The sequence below is a fragment of the Allosphingosinicella deserti genome, from assembly GCF_003012735.1.
Taxonomy (GTDB): Bacteria; Pseudomonadota; Alphaproteobacteria; order Sphingomonadales; family Sphingomonadaceae; genus Allosphingosinicella; species Allosphingosinicella deserti.
Genome location: NZ_PXYI01000002.1, coordinates 341,345 through 367,210 on the forward strand (window position 1 = coordinate 341,345; position 25,866 = coordinate 367,210).

26 protein-coding genes are annotated in these 25,866 nt (G+C 67.2%); 12 read left to right on the top strand and 14 right to left on the bottom strand.

Going from position 1 to position 25,866, the window contains the following annotated elements; genetic code table 11:
* Positions 1 to 34: 34 nt before the first annotated feature.
* Positions 35 to 961 carry an isoaspartyl peptidase/L-asparaginase family protein gene (locus tag C7I55_RS05905; RefSeq protein ID WP_106511972.1) on the bottom strand — a complete coding sequence of 309 codons (927 nt, stop codon included), beginning with the start codon at positions 959 to 961 and terminating at the stop codon, positions 35 to 37.
* 143 nt (positions 962 to 1,104) lie between these two features.
* Here C7I55_RS05905 and C7I55_RS05910 point away from each other — a divergent pair, with 143 nt between their 5' ends.
* From C7I55_RS05910 to C7I55_RS05935, 6 genes are all read left to right on the top strand, one after another.
* On the top strand, positions 1,105 to 2,016 hold the full coding sequence (locus C7I55_RS05910) for an SPFH domain-containing protein (RefSeq protein ID WP_106511973.1): 912 nt from the start codon (positions 1,105 to 1,107) through the stop codon (positions 2,014 to 2,016).
* A gap of 7 nt (positions 2,017 to 2,023) precedes the next feature.
* Complete coding sequence (locus tag C7I55_RS28720; protein WP_106511974.1) at positions 2,024 to 2,242, top strand: toxin-antitoxin system HicB family antitoxin; 219 nt, start codon at positions 2,024 to 2,026, stop codon at positions 2,240 to 2,242.
* A gap of 79 nt (positions 2,243 to 2,321) precedes the next feature.
* Positions 2,322 to 3,464: a flavodoxin-dependent (E)-4-hydroxy-3-methylbut-2-enyl-diphosphate synthase gene (gene ispG, locus C7I55_RS05920; RefSeq protein ID WP_106511975.1), complete on the top strand. Its 1,143-nt coding sequence runs from the start codon at positions 2,322 to 2,324 to the stop codon at positions 3,462 to 3,464.
* Positions 3,461 to 4,105 carry a cation transporter gene (locus C7I55_RS05925; RefSeq protein WP_332888410.1) on the top strand — a complete coding sequence of 215 codons (645 nt, stop codon included), beginning with the start codon at positions 3,461 to 3,463 and terminating at the stop codon, positions 4,103 to 4,105. The genes ispG and C7I55_RS05925 overlap by 4 nt, the downstream gene beginning before the upstream one ends.
* 92 nt (positions 4,106 to 4,197) lie before the next feature.
* Positions 4,198 to 5,595, top strand: coding sequence for a M20/M25/M40 family metallo-hydrolase (locus C7I55_RS05930; protein ID WP_106511976.1), 1,398 nt, complete (start codon positions 4,198 to 4,200; stop codon positions 5,593 to 5,595).
* A gap of 36 nt (positions 5,596 to 5,631) precedes the next feature.
* Complete coding sequence (locus C7I55_RS05935) at positions 5,632 to 6,750, top strand: YihY/virulence factor BrkB family protein (protein ID WP_106511977.1); 1,119 nt, start codon at positions 5,632 to 5,634, stop codon at positions 6,748 to 6,750.
* A 15-nt stretch (positions 6,751 to 6,765) separates the two neighbouring features.
* Here the strand turns inward: C7I55_RS05935 and C7I55_RS05940 are convergent, their stop codons facing one another.
* Positions 6,766 to 9,207, bottom strand: coding sequence for a ligase-associated DNA damage response DEXH box helicase (locus tag C7I55_RS05940; RefSeq protein WP_269845197.1), 2,442 nt, complete (start codon positions 9,205 to 9,207; stop codon positions 6,766 to 6,768).
* A 65-nt stretch (positions 9,208 to 9,272) separates the two neighbouring features.
* Positions 9,273 to 9,458: a hypothetical protein gene (locus C7I55_RS05945; RefSeq protein ID WP_106511978.1), complete on the bottom strand. Its 186-nt coding sequence runs from the start codon at positions 9,456 to 9,458 to the stop codon at positions 9,273 to 9,275.
* Between the two features lie 66 nt (positions 9,459 to 9,524).
* Here C7I55_RS05945 and C7I55_RS05950 point away from each other — a divergent pair, with 66 nt between their 5' ends.
* Positions 9,525 to 10,526 carry a ligase-associated DNA damage response exonuclease gene (locus C7I55_RS05950; RefSeq protein WP_106511979.1) on the top strand — a complete coding sequence of 334 codons (1,002 nt, stop codon included), beginning with the start codon at positions 9,525 to 9,527 and terminating at the stop codon, positions 10,524 to 10,526.
* 31 nt (positions 10,527 to 10,557) lie between these two features.
* On the opposite strand, the gene C7I55_RS05955 is transcribed toward C7I55_RS05950, so the two are convergent.
* From C7I55_RS05955 to C7I55_RS05970, 4 genes are read right to left on the bottom strand one after another with little or no spacing between them, the layout of a single operon-like run.
* Positions 10,558 to 10,803: a hypothetical protein gene (locus C7I55_RS05955; RefSeq protein WP_106511980.1), complete on the bottom strand. Its 246-nt coding sequence runs from the start codon at positions 10,801 to 10,803 to the stop codon at positions 10,558 to 10,560.
* On the bottom strand, positions 10,803 to 12,185 hold the full coding sequence (gene pgmG / locus C7I55_RS05960) for a phosphoglucomutase/phosphomannomutase PgmG (RefSeq protein ID WP_106512448.1): 1,383 nt from the start codon (positions 12,183 to 12,185) through the stop codon (positions 10,803 to 10,805). Before pgmG ends, C7I55_RS05955 begins: the two co-directional genes overlap by 1 nt.
* 29 nt (positions 12,186 to 12,214) lie before the next feature.
* Positions 12,215 to 12,634: a J domain-containing protein gene (locus C7I55_RS05965; RefSeq protein WP_106511981.1), complete on the bottom strand. Its 420-nt coding sequence runs from the start codon at positions 12,632 to 12,634 to the stop codon at positions 12,215 to 12,217.
* Between the two features lie 8 nt (positions 12,635 to 12,642).
* Positions 12,643 to 13,449, bottom strand: a complete 807-nt coding sequence (locus C7I55_RS05970; RefSeq protein ID WP_106511982.1) for a division plane positioning ATPase MipZ — start codon at positions 13,447 to 13,449, stop codon at positions 12,643 to 12,645.
* Positions 13,450 to 13,536: 87 nt separating this feature from the next.
* Between C7I55_RS05970 and panC the strand changes: the two genes are divergently transcribed.
* Complete coding sequence (gene panC / locus C7I55_RS05975) at positions 13,537 to 14,394, top strand: pantoate--beta-alanine ligase (RefSeq protein ID WP_106511983.1); 858 nt, start codon at positions 13,537 to 13,539, stop codon at positions 14,392 to 14,394.
* Positions 14,395 to 14,512: 118 nt separating this feature from the next.
* Complete coding sequence (locus C7I55_RS05980) at positions 14,513 to 14,812, top strand: SEL1-like repeat protein (protein WP_106511984.1); 300 nt, start codon at positions 14,513 to 14,515, stop codon at positions 14,810 to 14,812.
* A gap of 9 nt (positions 14,813 to 14,821) precedes the next feature.
* On the opposite strand, the gene C7I55_RS05985 is transcribed toward C7I55_RS05980, so the two are convergent.
* A complete protein-coding gene (locus tag C7I55_RS05985; RefSeq protein WP_106511985.1) occupies positions 14,822 to 15,508 on the bottom strand; it encodes an alpha/beta fold hydrolase in 687 nt (228 codons plus the stop codon).
* Complete coding sequence (serS, locus tag C7I55_RS05990) at positions 15,495 to 16,754, bottom strand: serine--tRNA ligase (RefSeq protein ID WP_106511986.1); 1,260 nt, start codon at positions 16,752 to 16,754, stop codon at positions 15,495 to 15,497. The genes C7I55_RS05985 and serS overlap by 14 nt, the downstream gene beginning before the upstream one ends.
* Before the next feature lie 230 nt (positions 16,755 to 16,984).
* On the opposite strand from serS, the gene C7I55_RS28035 reads away from it, so the two are divergent.
* From C7I55_RS28035 to C7I55_RS06000, 3 genes are all read left to right on the top strand, one after another.
* Positions 16,985 to 17,131 carry a hypothetical protein gene (locus C7I55_RS28035; RefSeq protein WP_158266300.1) on the top strand — a complete coding sequence of 49 codons (147 nt, stop codon included), beginning with the start codon at positions 16,985 to 16,987 and terminating at the stop codon, positions 17,129 to 17,131.
* An 83-nt stretch (positions 17,132 to 17,214) separates the two neighbouring features.
* Positions 17,215 to 18,810: a PAS domain-containing protein gene (locus tag C7I55_RS05995; protein WP_106511987.1), complete on the top strand. Its 1,596-nt coding sequence runs from the start codon at positions 17,215 to 17,217 to the stop codon at positions 18,808 to 18,810.
* Between the two features lie 214 nt (positions 18,811 to 19,024).
* Positions 19,025 to 19,438: a hypothetical protein gene (locus C7I55_RS06000; protein ID WP_106511988.1), complete on the top strand. Its 414-nt coding sequence runs from the start codon at positions 19,025 to 19,027 to the stop codon at positions 19,436 to 19,438.
* A 43-nt stretch (positions 19,439 to 19,481) separates the two neighbouring features.
* On the opposite strand, the gene C7I55_RS06005 is transcribed toward C7I55_RS06000, so the two are convergent.
* The 5 genes from C7I55_RS06005 to C7I55_RS06025 are packed head-to-tail and all read right to left on the bottom strand — an operon-like array spanning position 19,482 to position 25,768.
* Entirely contained in the window at positions 19,482 to 21,176 is a 1,695-nt protein-coding gene (locus C7I55_RS06005; protein ID WP_158266301.1) for a glycoside hydrolase family 36 protein, read from the bottom strand.
* Positions 21,173 to 22,147, bottom strand: a complete 975-nt coding sequence (locus tag C7I55_RS06010; protein ID WP_106511990.1) for a Gfo/Idh/MocA family protein — start codon at positions 22,145 to 22,147, stop codon at positions 21,173 to 21,175. Before C7I55_RS06010 ends, C7I55_RS06005 begins: the two co-directional genes overlap by 4 nt.
* Positions 22,144 to 23,196, bottom strand: coding sequence for a zinc-dependent alcohol dehydrogenase (locus C7I55_RS06015; protein ID WP_106511991.1), 1,053 nt, complete (start codon positions 23,194 to 23,196; stop codon positions 22,144 to 22,146). The genes C7I55_RS06010 and C7I55_RS06015 overlap by 4 nt, the downstream gene beginning before the upstream one ends.
* Positions 23,193 to 24,449: an MFS transporter gene (locus tag C7I55_RS06020; protein WP_106511992.1), complete on the bottom strand. Its 1,257-nt coding sequence runs from the start codon at positions 24,447 to 24,449 to the stop codon at positions 23,193 to 23,195. The genes C7I55_RS06015 and C7I55_RS06020 overlap by 4 nt, the downstream gene beginning before the upstream one ends.
* Positions 24,446 to 25,768 carry a glycerate kinase type-2 family protein gene (locus C7I55_RS06025; protein WP_233222113.1) on the bottom strand — a complete coding sequence of 441 codons (1,323 nt, stop codon included), beginning with the start codon at positions 25,766 to 25,768 and terminating at the stop codon, positions 24,446 to 24,448. The genes C7I55_RS06020 and C7I55_RS06025 overlap by 4 nt, the downstream gene beginning before the upstream one ends.
* Positions 25,769 to 25,866 lie beyond the last annotated feature (98 nt).

A 25,866-nucleotide genomic window follows, 5' to 3' on the forward strand; every position in this document is an offset into this window, starting at 1 on the left:
ATGCGCGGCGGTCATGACGCTTTGATGTCGAATTTCACTCGTCGGCGTAGATGGCGACCTGCCGTCCGGCGGCCGAGGCGACGCCGCGATACATACCGGGCGTGTTGAAGGCAAAGGCGGCCTCGCCGGACGAAGTCACCACGATCACGCCGCCGGTGCCGCCGAGCGCGCCGACATCGGCGATCACCGTATCCGCCGCGGTCTGCACGTCCTCGCCGAGCATCCGCATCCGCGCGCAAATTTCCTGCGCCACCGTCGCGCGGATGAAATACTCGCCCGCCCCGGTGCAGGAGACCGCGCCGGAGCGATCGTCGGCGTAGGTGCCGCAGCCGATCAGCGGCGAGTCGCCGATCCGTGCCCAGCGCTTGCCGGTCAGGCCGCCGGTGGAGGTCGCCGCGGCGACATGTCCGTTCCGGTCGACGGCGACCGCGCCCACCGTCCCGTATTTGAGGTCCGCGTCGAACACGTCCGGCTGGGCGCGCATGTCTTCGAGGGCGGCGCGGCGCTCGGGCGTCGCGAAATATTCGGGCGGCGCCTGCTCGAGATCATTGTCCCGCGAATATTGGTCGGCGCCTTCGCGGCTGAGAAAGACGTGCGGGCTGCCCTCCATCACCATGCGGGCGAGGCTCACCGGATTCCGGGTCGCGCTGACCCCGGCGACGGCGCCAGCGTCGCGGTTGCGCCCGTCCATGATCGCGGCGTCCATTTCGATCGTGCCCTGATAGGTGAAGACCGAGCCGCGGCCGGCGTTGAAATGCTGATCGTCCTCAAGCTCGCGGGCCGTAGCCTCGACCGCATCGAGGGCGCTGCCGCCCGCATCGAGAATCGCTGCTCCGGTGCGAAGCGCATGATCGAGCGCAGCTCGCACGGCGCCTTCCTGATCGGCGGAAAGAAGGTGCCGTTCGATGACTCCGGCCCCCCCGTGAATGACCAGCTTCCAGGGAACGGACGGATCGGACATCTTCAAGCTCCGCAAAGGACTTAGGCGCAACGCGTCCGTCCCTATCCGTGCCGCCCGGGAGCGGCAAGCGCGGCGACTTCCGATTTCTCTTGCCCGATCATATCGATATAAATATGATATCATCATTCAGGAGGGAGAATGACATGAACGTGTCCCAGGGGAGTTCGGATCTGCGGGCGCTACGGCTGTCGCGGGAAATGCCGGCGCAGACGTCGAGCGGCTATGGCATGTTGCTGGTGGTGCTGCTCACCATCCTTGCCATCGGCGGCGGGCTGGCGGTCACCGCCTCCGGCGCCAGGTTGCTCGGCGTGCTGATCATGGGCGGATCTCTGCTGATCGGCCTTTTCGTGGCGTGCGGCTTCTATTTCCTGCAGCCCAACCAGGCCGCCGCGATCCTGCTGTTCGGTGATTATCGGGGAACCGATCGCACCACGGGCCTGCGTTGGTGCCTGCCCTGGCTGACTCGGACCAAGATCTCGACCCGGGTGCACAATGTCACGTCCGACCGGCTCAAGGTCAACGATCTGCGCGGCAATCCGATCGAGATTGCCTCGAACGTCGTCTTCCGGGTCACCGATACGGCGCAGGCGCTGTACGACGTCGACGATTACAACAAGTTCGTGTTCGTGCAGATCGAAAGCGCGGTACGTGCGATCGGCGCGCGCTACCCTTATGACGATATCGAGCATCAGGAGACGACCCTGCGCGGCAATGCCGACGTGGTCAGCGAGGAGCTGAAGGTCGAGCTTCAGGACCGGGTCGCGGTCGCGGGCATCACCATCGACGAATGCCGCCTGACCCATCTCGCTTACGCACAGGAGATCGCCCAGGCGATGCTCCGCCGCCAGCAGGCCGAAGCGGTGATCGCGGCGCGCCAGAAACTGGTCACCGGCGCGGTGACGATGGTCGAGAGCGCGCTGCAGATGCTGTCGGAGAAGCAGGTCGTGGAGCTCGACGATGAGCGCAGGGCGGCGATGGTTTCGAACCTGATGGTCGTGCTCTGCTCGGAACGCGACACCCAGCCGGTCGTCAATACCGGAACCCTCTACCAGTAGAACGACAATGGCGCCGCCACCCAAAAAGGCCTTTCCGCTGCGCATCGAGCCGGCCCTGTGGGACGCGCTTGAGCGCACGGCGGGGGCCGAGTTCCGGAGTGTCAACGCGCAGATCGAGTGCCTCCTTCGGGAGGCGCTCCAGCGTCGCGGCGTCCGCATCGCGCCTCCGGAGCCACGTCGCCGCGGCCGGCCGCCTCGGGAAGAGAGTGGCGAAACCGAGGAGTGACGATGCTGTTCGGGTGCAGGAAAGGCTACCGCACTCTGCCCGGCTTTCGCCTTCGGACTCAAACCTCTATATGGGGTCCATGTCAGTACGTCCGTGGCGCGACATCGCGCGTCGTCCTTCCCGTCAGATCATGGTCGGCAACGTCGCCGTCGGCGGCGATGCGCCCGTCACCGTGCAGACGATGACCAACACCATCACCGCGGACGTCAAGGCGACGATCGACCAGATCCGCCGCTGCGAGGAAGCAGGCGCCGACATCATCCGCGTCTCCTGCCCCGACGAAGCGTCGACCGCGGCGCTGAAGCAGATCGTCCGTGCCGCGCACGTCCCGATCGTCGCCGACATCCACTTCCACTACAAGCGCGCGCTCGAGGCGGCCGATGCCGGCGCTGCCTGCCTGCGCATCAATCCCGGCAATATCGGCTCGGACGACCGGGTCCGCGAGGTCGTCAACGCCGCCAAGGCCAATGGCTGTGCGATCCGGATCGGCGTCAACGCCGGCAGCCTGGAACGTGATCTGCTCGAGAAATATGGCGAGCCCTGTCCCGAGGCTCTGGTCGAGAGTGCGCTCGATCATATCCGCCTGCTCGAGGATCATGATTTCCGCGAATATAAGGTCGCCGTGAAGGCCTCCGACGTCTTCCTCGCAGTCGCCGCCTACCAGCAGCTCGCCGAAGCCGTCGATTGCCCGCTCCATCTCGGCATCACCGAAGCCGGTGGCCTGCGCGGCGGCACCGTCAAGAGCGCGATCGGTATCGGCGCGCTGCTCTGGTTCGGGATGGGCGACACGATTCGCGTCTCGCTCTCGGCCGAGCCGGAGGAAGAGGTCCGCGTCGGCTTCGAGATCCTGAAGGGTCTCGGCATCCGCAACCGCGGCGTCCGGGTCGTCTCCTGCCCGTCCTGCGCCCGTCAGGGCTTCGACGTCATTCGCACCGTCCAGACGCTGGAGGAGCGGCTGCAGCATATTCGCACGCCGATGTCGCTGTCGGTGCTCGGCTGCGTCGTCAACGGTCCCGGCGAAGCCCGCGAGACCGACATCGGCATCACCGGCGGCGGCAACGGCAAGCACATGGTCTACCTGTCGGGCGTCACCGATCACCATGTCCGCGACGATGACATGGTCGAGCATATCGTCCGCCTGGTCGAAGCCAAGGCCGCAGAGATCGAGGCGGCGCGCGTCGCTGCCGACGCAGCGGGGCTAATCGGGGTCGCCGCGGAGTGAGCGGCCATTGTTGCCACGGCAAGGGCCAGGAGCTCGAGCGGATTGCGCTTCACAAGGATATCAGGCGCGTCCTCGTCGTGGTGATGATGCTCAACCTGATGATGTTCGTGGTCGAGTTCGGGGCTGGCCTGGTGGCGAATTCCGCGGCGCTGATGGCCGATTCGGTCGACATGCTCGGCGATGGCCTGGTTTACGGGCTGAGCCTCTACGCGCTCGACCGGTCGCTTCGCTGGCGGGCCGGATCCGCCCTGATCAAGGGCGGCTTCATCCTGTTGCTCGGTCTCGGCGTGATCGTCGAGATCGTGGTGAAGCTCATCATGGGTGAGCCGCCGGCCTCGGGGCTGATGCTGGTGTTCGGAACCATGGCGCTGATCGTCAACCTCAGCTGTGTCGGTCTGCTCTGGCCGTACCGCCGCCATGATGTAAACCTGTCGAGCACTTTCGAATGCTCGCGCAACGACGTCCTCGCCAATCTCGGCGTCCTCGCTGCGGCGGGGCTTGTCGCCGTGACGAGCTCGCCTTGGCCCGATGCCGCGATCGCCGCGATCATCGCCTTCCTGTTCATCCGCTCGTCCATCCGCGTGATCCGCGAGGCCTGGCCGCAATTCCACCATCGACACGCCGCCGCCGCGGCCGAATAAGGCTGTCGGCGCCGGGGCAAGATTTCGTCCTTGCGACGGCGCCCTTGGACCGGCGAAAAGGTGGCTTCCGTTCGCTCGAACCGGGGAGCCCGATGCGCCTCAACCTGACCTTGGCGGCTGTTGCCACCTCCCTGCTCTTCGTTTCTGCCCCCGGCGCCGCGCAGACCGGCGCACCGCATGAGAAACAGGCCCGCGACCTGCTCGAGCGAGTGACGAGCTTCCGCTCGGCCGAGGGGCAGGGCCAGGTCCCCGCTCTCGCGAACTACCTCAAGGGCGTGCTGCGTGCCGGCGGCGTCGCCGAGGCGGACATCGTCATGCTGCCCAAGGGCGAGACCACGGGCATGCTCGTCCGCATCCCCGGTCGCAAAGGCGGCGCCAGGCCGATCCTGTTCTCGGCGCACATGGACGTGGTCGATGCGCGTCCCGAGGATTGGACCCGCGATCCGTTCAAGCTCGTCGAGGAAGACGGCTATTTCTTCGGCCGCGGCGTTCTCGACAACAAGACCGGGGTCGTCGCTCTCGCCTCGACGATCCTGCGCCTGAAGTCCGCAAGGCGGCCGCCCGAGCGTACCCTGATCTTCGCCTTTGTCGGCGACGAGGAGACCACCTTTGGCACCACGGAGCTGATCGCCGCTCATCCCTGGGTCAAGGGCGCCGAATATGCGATCAACACCGATGCCGGCGACGGCCTGTCAGGCCCTGACGGCAAGCCGCTCATCTACCTCGTCCAGGGCGCCGAGAAGACCTATGCGACCTTCGACGTCACCGTCACCAATCCAGGTGGCCACAGCTCGCGTCCGCGCCCGGACAACGCCATCTACGAACTCGCCGCCGCGCTGACCAGGATCGGCCAGTACAGGTTCCCGGTGATGGATTCGCCGCTCACCCGCGCCCATCTCGGCGCCGTTGGACAGGTGACGCCCGGCAAGACCGGCGAGATGCTGCGGCGCTTCTCGGCAAATCCGCAGGACAAGGAGGCTGCCGACGCGCTGTTCGTCGATCCCTCCTTCGTCGGCACCACCCGCACCACCTGCGTGGCAACGATGCTGGACGGCGGCCATGCCGAGAATGCGCTTCCGCAAAAGGCGAGCGCCAAGGTGAATTGCCGAATCTTCCCGGGCGTTCCGGTAGAGGAGGTGCGCAAGGAACTGGTGCGTGCGATCGGCAACGACGCGATCATTGTGAAGACGACGGGCAACCCGCTCGAAAGCCCGATTTCCGAGCCGCGTGCGGACGTAATGGCCGCGATCACCAGGGACATCCATGCCCGCCATCCCGGCATCCCGATCGCGCCCTATTTGGAATCGGGCGGCACCGACGGGGTGATCTACCGCCGGGCCGGTATTCCGACCTGGGGCTCCTCGGCAATTTTCATCAAACCGGAGGAGATGTTTGCCCACGGCCTCAACGAGCGCATTCCGGTGAAGAGCTTCTACGAGTCCGTCGACCACATATATGGACTGGCCGTGACTCTCGGCGGCGCACGGTAAAGGGAACCGGCGCATGCGGGCGCGGTTGTCGCCCGCATGGCAATCAAACCGGTCGCATGGCCCGCATTCTCTGAGTGGCGCCAGGTCCTCACGAGGACCTGGAAGGAAAGCGGCGACGACAATGTCGGCCTGCTCTCCGCCGGAGTCGGCTTTTACCTGTTCCTCGCTTTCGTACCCCTGCTCGCCTCGGTGGTGCTGACCTACGGCCTCGTCGCCGATCCCGAGACGGTCGCGCGGCACATCCAGACGCTGGCGCGGACCCTGCCGCGCGAAGCCGCAACGATCATTGCCGACCAGCTCCACGCGATCACCGGTGAGAAGAGCGGCCAGGGGCTAGGGCTGATCATCGCCATCGCCATCGCGCTCTACGGCGCGAGCAAGGGGGCCGCGTCGATCGTCACGGCGCTCAACATCGCGTATGAGGTGAAGGACACCCGCAGCTTCATCAAGCGCACCTTGTTGTCGCTGGTGATCACGGTCGGCATGGTGGCATTGCTTCTGATCGGCGCGCTCGCCATTTCCGCAGTCGGCTTCATCGAGCGGCTGCTGCCGTTCAGCTCGCCTGTCGTCCACACCGTGCTGCAGATCGTCTTCCTGCTGCTCGCCGCCGCGATCATCAGCACCGGCATCGCGCTCCTCTACCGCTATGCCCCCAATCGGCCGGATGCCCCGTGGCGCTGGATCACGCCGGGCTCGGCGGCAGCGACCCTGGTCTGGATCCTCGCCAGCCTCGGCTTCAGCCTCTACGTCTCCAATTTCGGCGATTACAACGCCACCTACGGCTCGCTCGGCGGGGTCATCGTCTTCCTCACCTGGCTCTATCTGACCGGCTACATCCTGCTGATGGGCGGCGAGCTCAATTCGGAGCTGGAGCGGCAGCAGGCCGCGAAGGATCCGGCGCTTGCCGCCATGGCCGGCCCGCAGCCCGGCAATGAAGTCGGCGGCGCCGCCGCGGCGGCGCCGGTGGGGAACAGCGGCAATCCGGCCACCGTCGCAACCGCCACGACATCGCCAGTCGCCAGAAAGAACCGGATTGCCCCCCTGGCGTTGCTCGCGGGAGGCGCAGTGCTGGGTGCTCTCCTCAGGCGTCGGCCGAAGCCGCCGGAGCCGAAGCACTTCCACTATCCGAACCAGGGCGGCGCGGTGCGGCTTTAGCGCTCCGCGACCCTCTCAGTCCCTCCGCATGGCCATGGCGGCGAGGCTTTCCGCCTCTATCAGCAGCGAATCTTCCGAATGGCCGGTCGACGTCGCTTCGCGGCCCACGATGACCAGCACCGGCACCGCCATCGGCGACACCCGGTCGAGGTCGACATGGACCATCGTTCCCTGTGCGCGGTCGAGCAGGCGGGCGAGACGGCCGACATCGGTCAGCCGGGTGCGGGCATCCTCCCATGCCGCGCGAAGCAGCAGGTGATCGGGCTCGTAACGGCGCAGCACGTCGTAGATGAGGTCGGTCGAGAAGGTGACCTGCTTTCCCGATTTGCGCTTGCCCGGATGGTGGCGCTCGACAAGGCCGCCGATCACCGCCACCTCGCGGAAGGCGCGCTTCAGCAGGTTCGATCCCTGTACCCACTCGACGAATTCGTCCTCCAATATGTCGGGCGAGAACAGGGCCGCCGGATCGGGGATCGGCTCGAGCCCATAGCAGGCGAGCGCATAATCGTTGGAGACAAATCCGAGCGGCTTCAGCCCGGCACTCTCCATGCGCCGGGTGATCAGCATGCCGAGCGACTGGTGCGCGTTCCAGCCCTCGAAGCTGTAGGCGACCATGTAGTGCCGGTGCTCGTGCGGGAAGGTCTCGACCAGCAGCTGATCGGGCTGCGGCAGGATCGAACGGTAGCCCTGGACATCGAGCCAGTCGCGCACATCCTCCGGGAAACGGGGCCACTGGCTGCGGTCGCAGAGGAAGTGACGGACCCGGTCGGCAAGGTTGGTCGACATTGCCATGCGCGCGCCCACGTAAGTCGGGATCCGGGCAGACTTGGACGAGGCCCGGACAAACATGTCGGTGCCGTCGATCCGCTCGACCTCCACCACCAGGCCGGCGAAGAAGAAGGTGTCGCCCGGCGACAGCGTGGAGGCGAAATATTCCTCGACGGTGCCGAGCTTGCGGCCGTTGCGGAACTTGACGTCAAGCAGTGGCGCATCGACGATGATCCCCGCATTCATCCGGTGCTGCTGGACGAAGCGCGGATGCGACACGCGCCAGGTGCCGTCCGCCTCCCGCGTCAGCCGTCGGAAGCGATCGTAGGCGCGCAGCGAATAACCGCCATTCTCGATGTAGGAGAGCACCTGCCCGAACAGTTCGGCCGACAGCCCGGCGTAAGGCGCTGCGGAGCGCACTTCGTCGAGCATCTCGGCCTCGCCGAACGGCCCTGCGCAGGCGGCCGCCATCACATGCTGGGCAAGCACGTCGAGCGCCCCGGGGCGAAAGATCTCCGGATCGAGTTCGCCGTCGCCGATCGCGTCCAGCGCCGCACGCGCTTCCAGATATTCGAATCGGTTGCCGGGGACGAGGATCGCCTGGCTCGGCTCGTCGAGGCGGTGGTTGGCGCGGCCGATCCGCTGCAGCAGGCGCGACGAGCCTTTCGGCGCGCCCATCTGGATGACGAGATCGACATCGCCCCAGTCGACACCGAGATCGAGGCTGGCCGTGCAGACCAGCGCCCGGATCTTCCCCGCGGAGACTGCCGCCTCGACCTTGCGTCGGGCTTCGAGCGATAGCGATCCGTGATGGATGCCGATCGGCAGATGCTGCTCGTTGGCCGTCCACAGATCCTGGAAGATGAGCTCGGCGAGGCTGCGCGTGTTGCAGAAGATCAGGGTCGTCTTGTGGCGCTCGATCTCGCGCATCACGTTCTCGGTCGCCCACCGGCCCGAATGGCCCGACCAGGGGATTCGTTCGTCCTCCGGCAGCATGATCGCGATCTCGGCCTCCGCGCCGGCATCGCCGAGGACCAGATCGACCGTCTCGATGTCGGCATGCGGCGCCAGCCAACCCTGATAGGCCTCGGGATCGGAAACCGTCGCCGAGAGCGCCACGCGGCGCAGGCCGGGTGCCAGCTTCTGCAGACGAGCAAGCGCCAGAGAGAGGAGATCGCCGCGCTTGCCGGTGGCAAAGGCGTGGACCTCGTCGACGACGATGGTCTTGAGGCCGGCGAACAGGAACGCGCTATCCTCGTGGCTGAGAAGCAGGCTGAGGCTCTCGGGCGTGGTCAGCAGGATCTGCGGTGGACGCACCCGCTGCCGCGCCTTGCGGTCCGCCGGGGTGTCGCCCGTGCGGGTCTCGACCCGGATCGGCAGGTCCATCTCCGCGATCGGGGTGAGCAGATTGCGCTGGACGTCGACCGCAAGCGCCTTGAGCGGGGAGACGTAGAGGGTGTGAAGGCCGTCCACCGGATTGTCGGCAAGGTCGATGATGCTCGGCAGGAAGCCGGCGAGGGTCTTGCCGGCGCCGGTCGCGGCGACGAGCAGGGCATTGCGCCCGCGCTGCGCGGCTGCCAGCATGTCGAGCTGGTGCCGGCGCGGCCGCCAGCCCTTGGCGGCGAACCAGTCGGCGACGACAGCCGCCAGCGCAGGCGCATCGGCCTGCTTGTCGGCAAGGTCACTCAAGGTGCGCGCAGATCCGGCATGCCGCCGATCTAGGAACTGCGAGGCCTCTTCGCGAGGGGCGCCGGTCAGATGCCGTCGCGGTCGCGGCGTTCCCGCTCCTCGGCGTCATAGGCATCGCGCGTGCTGCGCTCCGTCCGGTCGATGCCGCCCCGCGCCTTGCGGTTGCGCAGGAACGCCCAGCCGAGGACGAGAAGCAGCAGCAGTGGCCCGACGATGTTGATGATCGCCCAATTCGCTCCACCAAGATCCATGGTCCGCTCCTCATATTCGTTATCGCTGCCGTTGCGGCGGCGAGGTTTCGGACCATATAGCTCTCAATGGCCCGTCTCGGTTCCTGGATCGAGCCTTTTCCCGAAGGCATCTACGTCAAGCCCGCGGATGCGTGGGTGGATCCGTCGACTCCGAAGCCGCGCGCGCTCGTCACCCATGGGCATGCCGATCATGCCCGCGGCGGCCATGAGGATGTGTGGGCGACGCCCGAGACTCTGGCGATCATGGAATGCCGCTACGGGCCCCAGCCCGGCGGCCGATCGGTCGCCTATGGCGAGGTGGTCCGCATCGGAGAGGTCGACATCAGCTTCGTGCCCGCCGGCCATGTCCTCGGATCGGCGCAGATCGTCCTCGAACATGGCGGCGAGCGCGTGGTCGTCTCCGGCGATTACAAGCGTCGGCCGGATCCCACCTGCGCGCCGTTCGAGCCGGTGCCATGCGACGTGTTCGTCACCGAGGCGACCTTCGGCCTTCCGGTGTTCCGCCACCCCGACACCGGCAGCGAGATGGACCGGCTGCTGCTGCGGCTCCACGAGAATCCGGAGCGCTGCGTGCTCGTCGGCGCCTACGCGCTCGGCAAGGCGCAGCGGCTGATGGCGGAGCTTCGCGGACGCGGCTACCGCGATCCAATCTACATCCACGGCGCGCTCCAGCGTCTCTGCGATCTTTACCAGGAGCAGGGTGTCGACCTGGGGGACATCAGGCCAGCGACCGGAGTCTCCAAGGACGAACTTCGCGGCCGAATCGTCGTTGCGCCGCCGGGCGCGCTCAACGATCGCTGGTCGCGGCGCCTCCCCGAACCGATCACCGCGATGGCGTCCGGGTGGATGCGAGTCCGCCAGCGCGCGCGGCAGCGCAATGTCGAGCTGCCGTTGATCGTCTCCGATCACGCCGACTGGGACGAGCTGACCGACACGATCACCGAGCTTCAGCCGCGCGAAGTGTGGATCACCCATGGCCGCGAGGACGCGCTGATGCACTGGTGCATGACCCGCCAGATCAAGGCACGCGAACTGAACCTGGTCGGGCGCGAGGACGAGGACGATTAGGCCCGCCTCTCCTTTTCAGGGGAGGGGAGGGTTATCCCAAATCCGCCAGCGAGAGCGTGATCAGCGCCGCGACGATCAGGATCGACCAGCGCACGCCGCGCTCGATCGCGAAATTGCCGGTGCGCGACAGGGTGTAGGCGCTTGCCGGCATGATGATCACGAACAGGCCGAGGGTCAGCGCCGCGGCCGCCTGCCAGCCGACCCGCGACCAGCCGAGGAAGGCGAGCGCCGCCCAGAGAATGCAAAAGAGCAGGGCTTCGGGGTAGAGTTTCGGCATCAATGGTCCGCCTCAGGCCCACGCTCGAGCCCGGATAGGGCAAGCTGGCGGTCGATTTCGGCAAGCAGCCGGTCGAGCCCCGCCTGGTCCTGCGCTTCGGCGCGGGCGACGAGCACGTCCTGGGTGTTGGACGCTCGCAGCAGCCACCAGCCGTCATCGGTGCGCACGCGGGCACCGTCGGTGCGGTCGATGGTGACGCCGTCGGCTTCCAGCCGCGCGAGGACTTCCTCGACGACGGCGAATTTGCGGCTCTCGTCGACCTGGAAGCGAAGCTCGGGCGTGTTGACCAAAGCCGGCATCGCCGAGCGCAAGGCGGTCAGCGAACCGCCGAGCTGCGACACCGCCTCGATCAGCCGGATCGCCGCATAGAGTGCGTCGTCGAAGCCGTACCAGCGATGGCCGAAGAAGATGTGCCCGCTCATCTCGCCCGCGAGCGGTGCGCCGGTCTCCTTCATCTTCGACTTGATCAGGCTGTGCCCGGTCTTCCACATCAGCGGCGTGCCGCCCAGGGCGGCGATGCGGTCGAACAGGATCTGGCTTGCCTTGACGTCGCCGATGATCGTCGCGCCGGGCAGCGCGGCAAGCACCGGCTCGGCGAGGATCGACAGCAATTGATCGCCCCAGACGACCCGTCCTTCGCCATCGACCGCGCCGATGCGATCCGCGTCACCGTCGAATGCCACGCCGAAATCGAGCCCCTTCTCGGCGACAAGCGCCTTCAGGTCGGCGAGATTCTTCTCGACGGTGGGATCGGGATGATGGTTCGGAAAGCGGCCGTCGAGTTCGGTGTAGAGCGTGAAATGCTCCCCGGGCAGGCGTTTCACCAGGCGCTCGATGATCGCACCGGCGGCGCCGTTGCCGGCATCCCACCCGATCCGGAAGCCGCGGCCTTCGAAATCCTGAAGCAGCCGCTCGAGATAGGCGTCGCTGACATCCTGCTCGGTGACCGTGCCGGCGCCCTCGTCCCAGTCGGCTGCCGCGCTCATCCGGCCAAGCGCCTGGATGCGCTCGCCGAAGAAGGCGCCGTGGCCCAGCACCATCTTGAAGCCGTTGTAGGTCGACGGATTGTGGCTGCCGGTCACCATGATGCCGGCGTCGACGCCGAGTGTCGCCTCGGCGAAATAGAGCATCGGGCTCGGTCCGACCCCGATACGGACGACGTCGATGCCGCTGTCCGTGAGCCCGCGAACGAGATTGGCTTCGAGGCCCGGCGAACTCAGGCGGGCGTCGCGGCCCACGGCAACCCGGGTGCCGCCGCCGCGCCGGACCACCGTGCCGAAGCTGCGGCCGACCGCATAGGCGTCCGCTTCGTGCAGCGTCTCTCCGTAGATGCCGCGAATATCGTACTCGCGGAGCGCGGTCGGGTTCAGGATACGGGTCATGATCTCTTTTTCGATTGGATTGGCTGCCATCAGGATGCACGCGGCGTCCTGCGGTTCATCTCGGCGACGAGGGTGTCGCGCGCCACGTTGACGCGCTCGGCGAGTTCGGCGGAGCCGCCGGTATCCGGATGCACGCGTGCGATCAGCCGCCGATGCGCAGTTCGAATCTCCTCCAGCGTCGCATTTTCGGCCACGCCGAGCAGGCGTCGCGCATCCTCCACCGGCATGGTCGCCGATCGGGAGAGCTGGCGTCGCCGGTGCGCACCCCACAACAGGGCTCCGGCCATAAGGCCGGCGCCGATCAGCAGCTTGCCGGTGGTCAGGAAGCGAAGGCCGAGCAGGAACAGGATGGCGGCGGCGCCATCCTCATAGGTGAAGTTCTTGAGCCGCCCGGTGGCATAGGCCCAGAGCAGTGCGCCGGCGGCGAGCAGAATGAGGAAGCCGGGCATGTTCGGGTTCAGCCCGCGACCGCGGTGCGCGGCGCGGCGGCATCGCGTTCCTGCGCCGGCAGACCGAGGGCGGCGACCATCTCGCGCAATTCCTGCCGTGCCGCGATATGGCCGATTCCGACTTCGCCGATCTGTGCCAGATCGAGCAGAGTAAGGCCGCGCGGGAAGAGCTCACGGTAGATGACCCGCTCGCCGAGGCCGGGGATGATGCGGAAGCCGACCCGGCGGGAGAGCTCACCCAAGGCTTCGCCGACGCGGCGCATGTTGCGCGCTTCGATATGCTGCATGCGGTTGCGCAAGACGACCCAGTCGACACTGGCATTGTGGGTTTTGGCGCGCTGCGTGCGGCTGTTCCAGACCAGCTCCGCATAGAAACTCGGACGCTTGACCCGGTAGGTTTCGGGATCGACCTGGCCGATCAGATCGAGATCGACGAAGCTGTCGTTGATCGGTGTGACGAGCGTGTCGGCGCGCAGCATCGCCTGGCGGGCGTAGGGATCGTCGCGGCCGGGCGTATCGATGACGATGATGTCGACAGCCGTTCCGAGCTCCTCGATCAGCGCGTCGAGTTCCCCCTTTGCGGGATCGAAGGTCGCATGCTTCGGCATCGGCAGGGCGATGCCGGTGCGCTTGATCGTGTCGGCACGGTTGTCGAGATAGCGTCCGAGCGTTCTCTGCCGCGTGTCGAGATCCAGCGCGGCGACGCGCCGCCCGGTCGCCTCGAGCGCCACGGCGGCATGGACGGCCGTCGTCGACTTGCCGGTGCCGCCTTTCTCATTGGCGAAAACGATGAAATGCGGCGTTGCGCCAGCCATGGTCGGAATGCTTCCTCTTGATCTTGCTCGTCGCGACCCGCAAGGGGCCGTTCTCTCACCAGATTCTCTATCGGAGGCCTCTCGGCGGTGCAAACGGTCCGTGACATCGATTCGCTGCGGCAAGCGATTGCCGCGCTGCGTGCCGACGGCGGGACGATCGCGTTCGTGCCGACGATGGGCGCACTGCACGCCGGGCACATGGCGCTGGTTGCTGAGGGGCGCAGGCGCGCCAAGCATGTCGTCGCGTCGATCTTCGTCAATCCGACCCAGTTCGGACCGAACGAGGATCTCGCGACTTATCCCCGCCGCGAAGCGTCCGATGCGCGGATGCTGGAAGAGGAAGGCTGCGAGATCCTGTGGGCGCCGGACGTGGGCGTGATGTACCCCGAAGGACACGCCACGACGATTCTGGTCGGCGGCGGCATCACCGAGACTCTCGACGGCGCGGCGCGGCCGGGTCATTTCGCGGGAGTCGCGACCGTGGTCGCGAAATTGTTCAACCAGGTTCGGCCCGACATCGCCTTGTTTGGCGAGAAGGATTTTCAGCAGCTCGCCGTCATCCGGCAGATGGTGCGCGACCTCGATCTGCCGGTGGAGATCGTTGGAGTGCCGACCCAGCGCGATGCCGACGGCCTGGCTCTGTCCTCCCGCAATGCCTATCTCACCGAGGACGAGCGCCGCGCCGCACGCGCGCTGCCGCGGGCGCTCGGCGAAGCCGCCGGCGCGATCCAGTCCGGCGGGGACGTCGGGGCGGCACTGGCCGGCGCGCGCGACAAGCTCGCCAAAGCGGGCTTCGATCCGATCGACTACGTCGAACTGCGCGATGCCGAGACGCTGGTGCCGGTCGGCCAGGTTGATCGGCCGGCCCGCCTGCTGGCTGCGGCGAGGCTCGGCCGGACCCGCCTGATCGACAATCTTCCGGTCGGTGGATCGCCCTCGCGCTGAGGATCAGCCCCGTCGGCGGTCGATCGTAAGTAAAGAAGGTGATCGCCGCGTTAACCTTTTCTTCGTAGACGCAGGCGCACTCTGTCCCCGGACACGCAAGAACCAACGGGGGCATGTCATGGCCATCAGTTTCAAATCTGCCGCATTTCTGCTCAACACCCGCCTTGCCGACGCCGCGCAGGGCGACGTCGACGCGCTGTACGAGCTGGGGGTCGCCTACTCGACCGGTTCGCACGGCATCACCGTCGATCTGATCGAAGCGCACAAATGGTTCAATCTCGCCGCGCTCAACGGCAGCAGCGAAGCGCAGATGTGCCGCGCCGACATTGCCGACGAGATGACCGCGCGCGAGATTGCCGAAGCGCAGCGTCAGGCGCGTGCCTGGCTTGCCGAAACCTCGATGCGCCGCGCTGCCTGAGACTTGGCGTCAGCCGTCCCGAACGGCGGCGACGACGTGCGGCCACGCCTTTGCGCTGACCGCGAATGCCATGTGGCTGCACTCCAGCTCGATCGCCCGGTCACGCTCTCCATCCTGTCCGCGCGCGGCCGCGGGCGCGACGATACCGTCCTTCCTCGACCACAAGGCGATCGTCAGAACCGGCGGCTTCTCCGCGAGATCCGTTTCGATTGGCGGCGCATCGACGGGATGCCGAGCGATCAGTTCATAGAGCCGCCACACGTTGTTGGCCCGCGGATGCGCGGAGAATGGTGAGCCCATCGTCACCACCTTTGCGACCAGATCGGGGCGTCGCTTGGCGACCTCGCGCGCATAGATCCCGCCAAGACTCCACCCGACCAGGATCGTCGGCACACCGCCGCCGAATTGTTCTACCTGAGCGACGATGTCGTCGATCGTGCGCGCCTTGACGCCCCGGTTCATGCCCAATCCCCAGCCGGTCACGCGGTAGCCGGCAGTCGCCAGCGCCTTCTGCAGGCCGAGCGTGCTGCGATCGGTGGCAAGGAAACCGGGAAGAACCATCAACGGTGCGCCGTCCTCAGGCCCGAACGGACCTAAGGGGCCGAACGCCCGGTGGAAGCGGCTGAGCAGGGCCAGCGGCTCCCGAACCAGGAGCCGGAGCGGCGGCGGCCGGCTGTCCGCCTCAGAGATATTCACCGCCCATCAGGCCCTGCAGGGCCTCGGGAAGACGAACGCGGCCGTCTTCCTGCTGATGATTTTCGAGCAGCGGCACAAGGATCCGGGGCGAGGCGAGGGCGGTGTTGTTGAGCGTGTGGACGAAGCGCACCTTCCGATCGCCGTCGCGCCAGCGCAGATTGGCCCGCCGCGCCTGCCAATCGTGCAGGGTCGAGCAACTGTGGGTCTCGCGATACTTTCCGAGCGACGGCACCCAGCTCTCGATGTCGTTCATCCGGAACTTGCCGAGGCCCATGTCGCCGGTCGAGGTCTCGACCACCTGATAGGGAATTTCGAGATCCTGGAGCAGCCCCTCGGCATTGGCGAGCAGCCGCTTGTGCCAGGCGGCGGAGACTTCGTCGTCATCCTCGCACAGGACATATTGTTCGAGCTTGTAGAATTGGTGGACCCGCAGCAGCCCGCGAACGTCCCGCCCGGCGCTGCCGGCCTCACGGCGGAAGCAGGGCGAGTAGCCGGCATAGAGGATCGGAAGCTGCGCCGCGTCCAGGATCTCGCCCGTGTGCAGCGAGGTCAGCGCGATCTCGCCGGTGCCGGCGAGATACAGGTCGTCCTTCTCGATCTGATAGGCTTCTTCCTCATGGCCCGGGAAATGGCCGGTGGCGACGAAGGCCTGCGGACGCGCAAGGGCGGGCACGGTCATCAAGGTGAAACCCTCGGCCGCGAGTTTCTGCTGGGCGTGGAACATCAGCGCCTGCTCGAGCAGCGCCAGGCGCCCTTTCAGGCAATATTGCCGCGATCCCGACACCTGGGTGATCCGGCCGAGATCGGCCCAGTCGTTCATCTCGACGAGCGCGACATGGTCGCGCGGCTCGAATTCGAACTGGCGTGGGGTTCCTTCGGTGCGGACGACGACGTTCGCGCTCTCGTCGGGACCCACCGGCGCCCCGCTCCAGGGGATGTTGGGCACCCTCAGCAGCAGCGCGTTCAATTCGTCCGACTTCCCCGTGAGCGCCGTCTCGGCCTCGGCGGCCTCCGCCCCGAACGCCTTCGCCTTTGCCCCCAGCGCGGGGCGCTCGGAAGGATCGGCGGTCTTGAAGCTGGCGCTGATCTCGTTGCGCTGCCGCCGCAACTCGTCGATCCTGCTCTTGAGGCTGCGCACCTCGCCATCGAGCTCGATCAGCCGATCGACGTCGACGACAGCGTTCTTCTGGGCCGCGGCGGTGCGAACCGCTTCGGCATTTTCGCGAATGAAGGTGAGGCTCAGCATGGCGAGCGCCTAGCAGGGCGAAGCAGCCTCTGCCAATCCTCTCGCCGCCGAGACAGGACGATGCGCCTCGGATCCTCGCAAATACAGGCAGATACGGTGTTCGCCACAGCTAGAGAATCAGCGTAAGCTATAGCATAGAAATCGCACGATTATTCCCGGACGGCGAGTCGCTGTCGATTCAGCGGGCACGCGAGGCCGGTTCGGGAATGCCGTTCGGAGTTGTGCTTTCTATGCGTAGCCTCGCCGAAGCGAACCTGCCCCCCGAGTTGCAGCGTTATACGGTCACGCCCGTCTGGATGGACAGGCAGATGGATGACGAGCGCCGACAGCGCGCGCTGAAGGAATTCCAGGCGCGGCTTTCCGCCCCCGCTCGCTGAGTCGCGAGCGTCGCTGTTGCGGCTCCGCTCTGGACGCCGGGCGACGCAGATTCTAACAGCCAGGGGCTTCGACCGGAGTCCCGATGACTGCTCACGACGTGCTGGACACGGCCTTCATCGAAGCCGTCCACAATCACGATTGGCGATCGACGTCCCTCGGCCCACGCGCCGACTGGCCGGCTCCTTTTGCCGGCGCGGTCGAGATCGTGCTGCGCACCCATCATCCGATGTTCGTCTGCTGGGGGCCCGATCTGCCGATCCTGTTCAACGAGGCGTTCGCCGAGATACTGGGGCCACAGCACCGCTCCGCCCTCGGCGTGCCGCTGCGCGCCTTGTGGGCCAATGAATGGCATCGTTTCGGCAGCTTCGTGGAGGCAGCGATGGCCGGCCGCAGCAGCCATGCCGAGGACGTGCCCTTCCTGACATGGCGGAGCGACTATACGCAATTCGGCTATTTCAGCTTCTCCTACACCCCCCTGCTGCACGAAGGCCGGGTTGGCGGGGTGCTCTGCGTCTGCACGGAAACGACCGAGCGCGTGCTGGATCGGCAGCGGGTCCTCCAGGAACGGGATCGGCTCCACGCTTTCTTCGAGCAGAGCCCGAGCCTCGTCGCTATTTCCCTTGGTCCCGATCACGTCTACGAGTTCGTCAACTCGGCCTATGAAGCCTTCGTCGGCCGTCCGCGGGAGCAGCTTCTCGGACGGGCGCTCGCGCAGATATTCCCCGAAGTGGTGGGGACTCCGCCGCTCGCGCGGATGGATGAGGTTTTCCGTACCGGTCGGCCGGTGACGGTGCCGGAGGTTCATGTTCAGGTGCCGGAGCGGCCCGGGCAGCGGGGGCTGGAGCGGATCGTAAACTGGGTTGCGCACCCTTACCGTGCCGTCGATGGCAGCGTTGCCGGCGTCTTTCGCCAAGGTCATGACGTCACGGAGCAACGCACCGCCGAGCAGAATGTCCAGCAATTGACGGCCGAGCTGATCCACGTTTCCCGGCTGAGCGCGATGGGCACGATGGCCTCGACCCTGGCCCACGAGCTCAACCAGCCGCTGACCGCGATCGCAAATTACGCCTCGGTCGGGACGAGGCTGCTCGGCCGCCGCGGCGCAACGCCCGACGACCCGCTGGCGGAGGCGCTCGCCGCCATTCGAAGCGAAAGCCTTCGCGCCGGCGATCTCATCCGGCGGCTTCGGCAGATGTGCATGCGCGGGCCCTCGGCAACCGAGCGCGTCGACGTCGAACGCCTGGTCGCCGATGCGCTGAGGCTCGCCTTGCTCAGCTTCGGCGAGCCGCCCGAGCTGAACATCGACATTGCGCCCGGCCTTGCAGTCCTCGGCGACCCCATCCAGCTGCAGCAGGTGCTCATCAACCTGGTGCGCAACGCGGCGGAGGCGATGGAGGGGCGTAGCGAACGACGCCTCGGCATCCGTGCTTCCGAGCATGAAGGGAGTGCGGAGCTCTGCGTCACCGATACCGGGCCCGGTCTGTCGAACGAAATTGCCGCACGCCTGTTCGAACCATTCTCGTCGACCAAGTCCAACGGCATGGGCGTGGGGCTGTCGATCACCCGAACGATCGTCGAGGCGCATGGCGGACGGATCGATGCGGTCGAAGTGCCGGGCGGTGGCTGCGCATTCTGCTTCACGCTTCCGATCGCCCATCGACCCGATCGGGCCGCCTGACCGGCGGCGCCGTGTTCGCGTGATTCGTCCCCGGCCAGCCGCCGTATCTGCCTGTTCGGCAATGTGGGAAATCGGTCCGTCGACGGGCTGCCGCGGCTTGTCGTGGAGCCCTTTCAATTCGGCCCCGTAACCGACCGGCGCGCCGAAAGGCGGCATACAGTCTCGAAATGGGACAGTAGCCGAAGGGTCCCTTCCACAGGAGATCCGTTGGATCATGCTACGCAACATCGCCATCATTGCCGCCGCCGCTCTCGTCCCCTTCGCTGCCGGCCATGCACAGGAGACACCGAGCAGCGGCACTGCGGGCCAGTCGACGACAGGTGATGTTCAGGCGAGCACCACTCAGGGTGCCTCCGCTGGCTCTCCCGCGTCCGACGCAAGCGCCGCCGCCGCGATCGAAGTCGGCGCCACCGTCAAGGACAAGAGCGGTGCCGCCGTCGGCACCGTCAAGGAGGTGACCGCGCAAGGTGTCGTGATCTCGACCGACAAGGGCCTCGTCCAGGCGCCGGCGGCAGGCCTTGCGAAGGTACCTGGCGGCTATGCCGTCGGCCTCACCAAGGCCGAAATCGATGCCGCGGTCCGGTGGACCCCAATAATCAGTCGCAAGCCGCACCAGAATAGTCGGTAAGATGGGACCGCCCGGTTCGCCCGGCGCGGTCCTTTTCTCGTCTTCAGCCGATGATGCCGGCATCTTCACCGAGCCGGAAGCGCTGAAGCATGCCGGGACCGCGCTCCGTCCGCAGCTGCTGGGAAGGCCGGAGGGTTTCGGATCCCAGTTCCGGGAAGTCGCAGCCGGTCACCGAAGACCCGAGGAGCGCGACGAACAAGGCCTCCCGGTCCGGCCTGAGTTCGCCCAGATGATCGCTGGTCATCGTCACGCCGCCGGCGCCGGCCGCGAACCGGGCGAGCAGGTCGATCTGATCGTCGCTGAGCGCATGGAAGCGGTCGCGGAGCAGGATGCAGTCGGGGTCCGCCTGCCAGAGAATGCCGTTCGCATGGTTGCGGCTCTGCAGGTCCCGCAGCAGGCTCTCGGCGGAATAGTCGCCGTTCCAGGTGACGCCGATGTCGCGCCCGATCCGAACCGCGTCCACAATCCCGACGCCTGCCCACAGCGGGCAACCGCAGCCGGACAGGATCACGTCGGGCCCGATCGCTTCGCGGATGAGGATCATCATCCTGCGCCACACCGCGATCCGGGAGAGGCCTGGCTCATGCCAGATCGCGCGCTCCGGGCCATATTCCGCGCCGTGCAGCAGGAAGTCGGCCTTGATATAGGCCGCGCCCCACTCCTTGACCCAGGTCCGGAACACCCGAGTCACATAGGCGGCCGCATCCGGATGGGTGATGTCGAGGACATGATATTCCTCCGAGCGCTTGTGCCAGCGGAATTCGCCGTAGAATTGCATCGCCACCAGGGCTCGGCCGGTCAGGCGATCCTGCACCACCCAATCGGGATGCTCGGCGAACAGGCGGCTCCGGTTGCCGACGAGGAAGGGTGCGATCCACAATCCCGGACGGAATCCCGCCGCCGCGATCTCGGCGAGCAGCGGCTTCATCCCGGCGGGGAATTGCGGCTTCACAGCAAGCCAGTCACCCATTTCGGGCGTAAAGCCGTCGTCGATCTGAAAGATGTCGAGCGGCACGCCGTGTCGGTCGCGAAAATCCCGGGCAGCATGAAGGTGCTCGCGGATCACGCCTTCGTCGATCGCGGCGTAGAGATTGTACCAGGAACACCATCCGGTCAGCCGTGCCGGGGTTCGCGGCGGCAGCGGACTGGCGGCGGCGACCCGTCGCGACCAGTGTCGCAGGCTCTCCTCGACGGCGTCGCCGTCGAACAGGGTCAAAGTCTCGGTCCGCGTCTCGCCCGTGCGATCGAGCACCGTCTCGACATCCATTCGCATCAGGTCGGCGGTACCGGCGAAGCGGAAGCGCGTCTGATAGCGGTCGTGGCGGTCGGCTCCGAGCACGATCGCACCCGCTGAGCCGCCTGTCGGGAGAAAGGCGGTCATCGCAAAGCCGAGGGTTGGCGCCTTGGCAGCAGGACCATCGCCGGGCGGCGTTCCGGGTTCGACGAACCAGCTGCCGTCCCAGCTCTGGTAGCCGTTCCGCAGGTAGCGGCGGACGCCGCCAATGCCTTCGAAACGCAGGCCGAGCGAGTCGAGCGGCCGGCCGAGGCCCTCGACACGAAGATCGATGCGGACCGCGTCATCGTCGGCGACGATGTCGAGGAAGATCCTGCCGCCTTCGGCAAGAGTCCAGATCGTGCGGCCTTCCTCCTGGCGCCCTCCGTCATGGGCCGGGACGGATCCGTCGATGAGCGGTTGTGGCGCCGGGAAGCGCACGCCGCGGCGGTCGAGCAGCCTCATGTCAGACGCAACTCCCCGCCCTCGTCCGCCGCCCGTCGTGCCGCCAGGGCCAGCCTCAGCGTTGCGGCGCCGTCGGCAAGCGGCACCGCCGGAGCACGGCGATCGCGGATCGCTCCCACGACGTCGGCGAGCTGGGCGACGAACGGATCGGTGGTGCCGGCGACGACTTCGGCCAGGCCTCCTGGAACATGGGGAACCAGCTCGGCGTCGTTCCAGCCGGTGAATCGGCCGGTCATGCGCTCGGCAACGACCGACCATTGCTTGTGCCACAGGCCGGGAACCGAGACGTTGGAGGCCGTGATCGTCGCGATCCGGCCATCGTCCCAGCCGAACAGGATCGCCGAGACGTCCTCGATGTCGTAGCGCTCGACGTCGCGGTGGAAGAGGTTGGCGCGGCGGGCGTAGACGCTGTCCGGCTCGCCGACGCAATAGCGGACGAGATCGATCAGGTGGATGACCTGCTCGAGCATCTGGCCGCCGGACCTGGCCTCCTCCCGCCACCAGTCGGCGTGGAGCGCATTGCAGTGGAAGGCACCGGTGAACATGGCCGCGCGCCCGGTATCCAGCGCTTTCCAGCGCCGAACAGCGTCGCCGAACCGGTACATGAACCCGTTCGCGGCAATGATCCCGGCGCCGTGCGCGGCGGCGACGATCCGATCCGCGGTCTCCTTGTCGAGCGCAAGCGGCTTCTCGACGAGCAGGTGAATGCCCCGGGATGCTGCCTGCTCGGCCTCGCCGCGATGCGCGAAGGGCGGGAGAGCGACGATCAGCAGATCGGGTGCCAACGCGTCGATCATCCGATCGAGGTCGGTAAACGGCGCGCCGCCATGCGTCCGCGTGAATGCCGTCGCTCGCACCGGATCGCGGCCGCAAACGCCGACCAGTTCCAGATCCGGCGCGAGCGCCCGCGCCGCCGCGGCGTGGCGGGCGGCGATGCCCCCGGGACCGAGAATGGCGACGCGGAAAGTCATGCGGCCTCGCCGAAGTCGAGGACGGCCTGGAGGAGGCCGGGTTCGCCCCGATCGAGGCGGGCGAACAGATCCGGCGCGTCCTCGAACGCGGCGCGATGGGTGATCAGCGGCAGCAGGTTGAGGGTGCCGGAATGCTGCAGCTCCACCGCCGTCCGCCACAGTCTTGGCTTCGACCAGCGGTGCGACGCCTCGGGCGCAACGCCGGAGATTTGCGAGCAGATCAGCTCCACCCGATTGTGATGGAATTCCTCGCCGAGCCGAAGGCCCGGCACCTCGCCTTGGAAGAACCCCATGGCGACCACGCGCGAGGCGTAAGCGACGGCGCGGATCGCGTCCGCCAATGCAGAGGCGGCACCGGAAACTTCGATGCAGACATCGGCGCCCCGCCCGCCGGTCATCGCCTTGATCCGCTCCGCCGCCCCACCGGCAGGATCGAGCGTCTCGTCGACACCGAGCCGGCGGGCGATATCCCGGCGAGCGGGATCGGGGTCGATGGCGATCACCCGGGCACCGCTGGCGCGGGCGGCCTGGGCGACGATCTGGCCGGGAACGCCGAGCCCCCAGAGTGCGACCACATCGCCGATTCGCAGCCGGGCATCGTGAACCCCGTTCAGCGCGACTGCACCGATATGCGAGAAGATTCCGATCAGGGGATCGGAACCGGCCGGCATCAGCCGGTCCCGCGCCCAGCCCGCGTCCGCGACATGGTGCGTGCGGTGGCCCCAGGTGCCGTAGACGCGGTCGCCGACGCGCACGCCAGCCACATCCGGGCCGGTCCCGACGATCTCGCCGACTTCCTCATACCCGAGATTGCGCACCGGGTAGGGCCAGCTCGCTTCCTCGGCAGGAACGAACAGGCGCCGCGCCTCGTCGAAGGCCTTGTGCATGAACGGGTTGGTGCCACGATATTGCGACAATTCGGTGCCGGCCGAGATGCCTGAATGGAGGGTGCGGATCAGCACTTCGCCGGCGCCCGGGCTGGCCGGCGCCAAGGGTTCGAAGGCGAGCGCCCGCGGGGCGTCGAGCCGGAGGGCCGAAGGATTCATCATGCCACCTCGTGCGCATTGGCGAGCGCCGCCCGCCGGATCGAGTTCCGCATCAGCAGGATCAGCACGACGGCAACAACATAGAGAGCGGCGAGTGACGTCATTCCGGCCGCCATGCCGAAGCGCTCTGCTGCGGCCGCGACCGCGATCGGCGTGATCCCGGCGCCGATGAAGCCGCACAGGGTCATCATGCCCACAGCCGTCGCGCGCGCCTGCGGTGGCACCACGTCGTGCATCGACGCGTAGATGCAGCCGTCGAACAGGCCTTTGCCGATGCTGGTGGCGAGCAGCACAACGCCGACGCCGATCGCCGTGGTGACCCAGGCCAGCGGCAACAGCAGAATGGCCGCGGCCGAAAGGCCGATCGCGAGCGTGTAGAAGCGGCCGACCGGCGTTCGCCGGGCAAGGGTGTCGGCCAGCAATCCCCCCAAGGGCACCGAGAGGAAGCCGGCGAGATTGATGGTCGCCGAGCCCCAAAGGGCTGAACTGCCGAGATCGAGACCGAGGGCGTCGTGAACATAGGTCGGCGCCCAGAAGGTCAGGCCCGTCGAGGCACCCGTTCCCAGAAAGAAGACCGCGCACAGCATCACCGCCGGCGGTGTCCGCAGGACGATCCCGATCGGCTCGCGTCCCTTCCCCGCAACGGCGGCGGTGCGGCGAATCGGGGCATCGCGCAAAAAGCGGACCAGGACGAATGCATGCGCCAGCCCGATCACGGCGAACAGCACGAACGGCGCGTGCCAGCCGACGCGATCGGCGATCATGCCGGCGAAGAGGGCGCCGAGGCCCGCACCGGCGAACACCGCCGTCTGGTGCAGCGACAGAGCGCGGCTGCGCATTTCCGGCCGGTGCCAGTCGCCGATCAGCGCGGTCGCGGTGGGATAGTAACTGGCCTCGCCCAGCGCCACGAGGCCGCGGAAGGCGAGCAGCATGACGAACCCGGTGGACAGCGGCGTGAGCCCGGTCGCGATGCTCCAGAAGATGAGGCCGTAGAGGATGACCCGGGAGCGCCGGGCACTGTCTCCGGCTCGGCCGAAGAAGAAGGCAGCGACCGCGTAGATCCAGAAAAACACCGATCCGAACAGCGCCAGCTGGGTCGGGGTGAGCCCGAATTCGGTGCGCAGCTGGGGCAGCACGGCGGGAAGGATCGATCGGTCCGCCGAGTTGAGGAAGGCCACCATCCACAGCAAGGCGACCAGCGCCCATGGGTAGCGAGGATGTGCGGGGCGCGGTGGATCGGCGGCCAGGCTGCTCATGAGTCGATGCCTCCGGCCGGGTGAATCAGGATCGCCCGGAAATCGTTGACGTTGGTGAGGGTCGGTCCCGTCACCACCAGATCGCCGAGTGCTTCGAAGAACAGGAAGGCATTGTTCTCGGCAAGGTGCGACGCCGGATCGAGCCCGGCCTTGGCGGCACGTACGAGGGTGGTCGGAGTCACCACGGCACCGGCGGCATGCTCGGTGCCGTCGATCCCGTCGGTATCGCAGGCCAGCGCCCAGATACCGGGTTCTCCGTCGAGGGCGACGGCGAGGCCGAGCAGATATTCGAGGTTGCGGCCGCCCCGTCCCGCTTTGTTGACTACGGTCACGGTCGTCTCGCCGCCGGAGAGCACGGCCCGGCGCGGCCCGCCGGCACGGGCGAGACGGCGCGACAGCGCGGCATGGCTGGCGCCGAGGTGCCGCGCTTCCGCCTGCAACTGATCGCCGAGATCGGTGACGTGATAGCCGATCTCGCCGGCGAGCCGCGCGGCGCCGGCAAGCGCGTCGCGCGCCCTGGCGATGACCAGGGTCTCGCAGCCGGCAAGGCCGAGGCTGTCGGCAGAGGGAGTCTCGTTCGCCGGATCCTGCAGCGCGGCGGCAACCTCGGCGGGCGGGCGAATGCCGTAGCGATCGATGATCTCGCGCGCCATTTCCAGGCTGCTATTGTCGGCCACAGTCGGCCCGGAGGAGACGAAGGAGGGGTCGTCGCCGGGCACGTCCGAGATGATCCAGGTGGTCACGGCCGCGGCGCCGGCGGCCACCGCGAGGCGGCCGCCCTTGATCGCGGAAAGGTGTTTTCGCACCCGGTTGATCTCTTCGATGGTCGCGCCGGACTGAAGCAGCGCGCGCGTAATCGCCTGCTTGTCGGCGAGATTGAGGCCGGGCGCCGGTGCCGCCAGCAGGGCCGAGCCGCCGCCGGACAGCAGCACCAGCATGCGGTCACCAGCCTGCAGCGTACCGGCGAGTTCGAGCGCACGATGGGCGGCACGCACGCTGTTCTCGTCCGGATAGGGATGCCCGGCCTCGATCACCTCGACATTCGGCCAGTTCACGTCGCCGGGGGGCAGATGGCCGTGGCGGGTGACGACCAGACCCTGCATTGCCGGATCGGTCGTCCGTTCGAGCGCGATCCGCATCATGTCGGCGGCACCCTTGCCTACCGCGATCACGATGGTCCGGCCATGCGGAGAGGCCGGCAACCTGGAGGGCATCGCAACTTCGGCCGACACGGAGCGGACCGCCTCGCCGAACAGGGCGGTAAGATCGGCACGCATTCTGTCGTCGGCTTGCGCCGCGGCGGTCATGCCGATGTCCATGCTGCTCACTGCCGATCGCCCTCCCGACCGGTCTCGCTGCCGGCTCGACCACAAAGCTGACGGCTAGGTCATCGCGCGGATAGAGGCCGTGAATGCAA

Coding starts and splice junctions, on each gene's coding strand:
- C7I55_RS05905 (WP_106511972.1), bottom strand. CDS start 961: ATGTCCGATCCGTCCGTTCCCTGGAAGCTGGTCATTCACGGGGGGGCC.
- C7I55_RS05995 (WP_106511987.1), top strand. CDS start 17,215: ATGACTGCTCACGACGTGCTGGACACGGCCTTCATCGAAGCCGTCCAC.
- C7I55_RS05955 (WP_106511980.1), bottom strand. CDS start 10,803: ATGCCGAAACTCTACCCCGAAGCCCTGCTCTTTTGCATTCTCTGGGCG.
- C7I55_RS06025 (WP_233222113.1), bottom strand. CDS start 25,768: ATGGACATCGGCATGACCGCCGCGGCGCAAGCCGACGACAGAATGCGT.
- C7I55_RS06000 (WP_106511988.1), top strand. CDS start 19,025: ATGCTACGCAACATCGCCATCATTGCCGCCGCCGCTCTCGTCCCCTTC.
- C7I55_RS05945 (WP_106511978.1), bottom strand. CDS start 9,458: ATGGATCTTGGTGGAGCGAATTGGGCGATCATCAACATCGTCGGGCCA.
- C7I55_RS05980 (WP_106511984.1), top strand. CDS start 14,513: ATGGCCATCAGTTTCAAATCTGCCGCATTTCTGCTCAACACCCGCCTT.
- C7I55_RS05950 (WP_106511979.1), top strand. CDS start 9,525: ATGGCCCGTCTCGGTTCCTGGATCGAGCCTTTTCCCGAAGGCATCTAC.
- C7I55_RS28035 (WP_158266300.1), top strand. CDS start 16,985: ATGCGTAGCCTCGCCGAAGCGAACCTGCCCCCCGAGTTGCAGCGTTAT.
- C7I55_RS06010 (WP_106511990.1), bottom strand. CDS start 22,147: ATGACTTTCCGCGTCGCCATTCTCGGTCCCGGGGGCATCGCCGCCCGC.
- C7I55_RS05930 (WP_106511976.1), top strand. CDS start 4,198: ATGCGCCTCAACCTGACCTTGGCGGCTGTTGCCACCTCCCTGCTCTTC.
- C7I55_RS05970 (WP_106511982.1), bottom strand. CDS start 13,449: ATGGCTGGCGCAACGCCGCATTTCATCGTTTTCGCCAATGAGAAAGGC.
- C7I55_RS05935 (WP_106511977.1), top strand. CDS start 5,632: ATGGCAATCAAACCGGTCGCATGGCCCGCATTCTCTGAGTGGCGCCAG.
- serS (WP_106511986.1), bottom strand. CDS start 16,754: ATGCTGAGCCTCACCTTCATTCGCGAAAATGCCGAAGCGGTTCGCACC.
- ispG (WP_106511975.1), top strand. CDS start 2,322: ATGTCAGTACGTCCGTGGCGCGACATCGCGCGTCGTCCTTCCCGTCAG.
- C7I55_RS06005 (WP_158266301.1), bottom strand. CDS start 21,176: ATGAGGCTGCTCGACCGCCGCGGCGTGCGCTTCCCGGCGCCACAACCG.
- C7I55_RS28720 (WP_106511974.1), top strand. CDS start 2,024: ATGGCGCCGCCACCCAAAAAGGCCTTTCCGCTGCGCATCGAGCCGGCC.
- pgmG (WP_106512448.1), bottom strand. CDS start 12,185: ATGACCCGTATCCTGAACCCGACCGCGCTCCGCGAGTACGATATTCGC.
- C7I55_RS06020 (WP_106511992.1), bottom strand. CDS start 24,449: ATGAGCAGCCTGGCCGCCGATCCACCGCGCCCCGCACATCCTCGCTAC.
- C7I55_RS05910 (WP_106511973.1), top strand. CDS start 1,105: ATGAACGTGTCCCAGGGGAGTTCGGATCTGCGGGCGCTACGGCTGTCG.
- C7I55_RS05965 (WP_106511981.1), bottom strand. CDS start 12,634: ATGCCCGGCTTCCTCATTCTGCTCGCCGCCGGCGCACTGCTCTGGGCC.
- C7I55_RS06015 (WP_106511991.1), bottom strand. CDS start 23,196: ATGATGAATCCTTCGGCCCTCCGGCTCGACGCCCCGCGGGCGCTCGCC.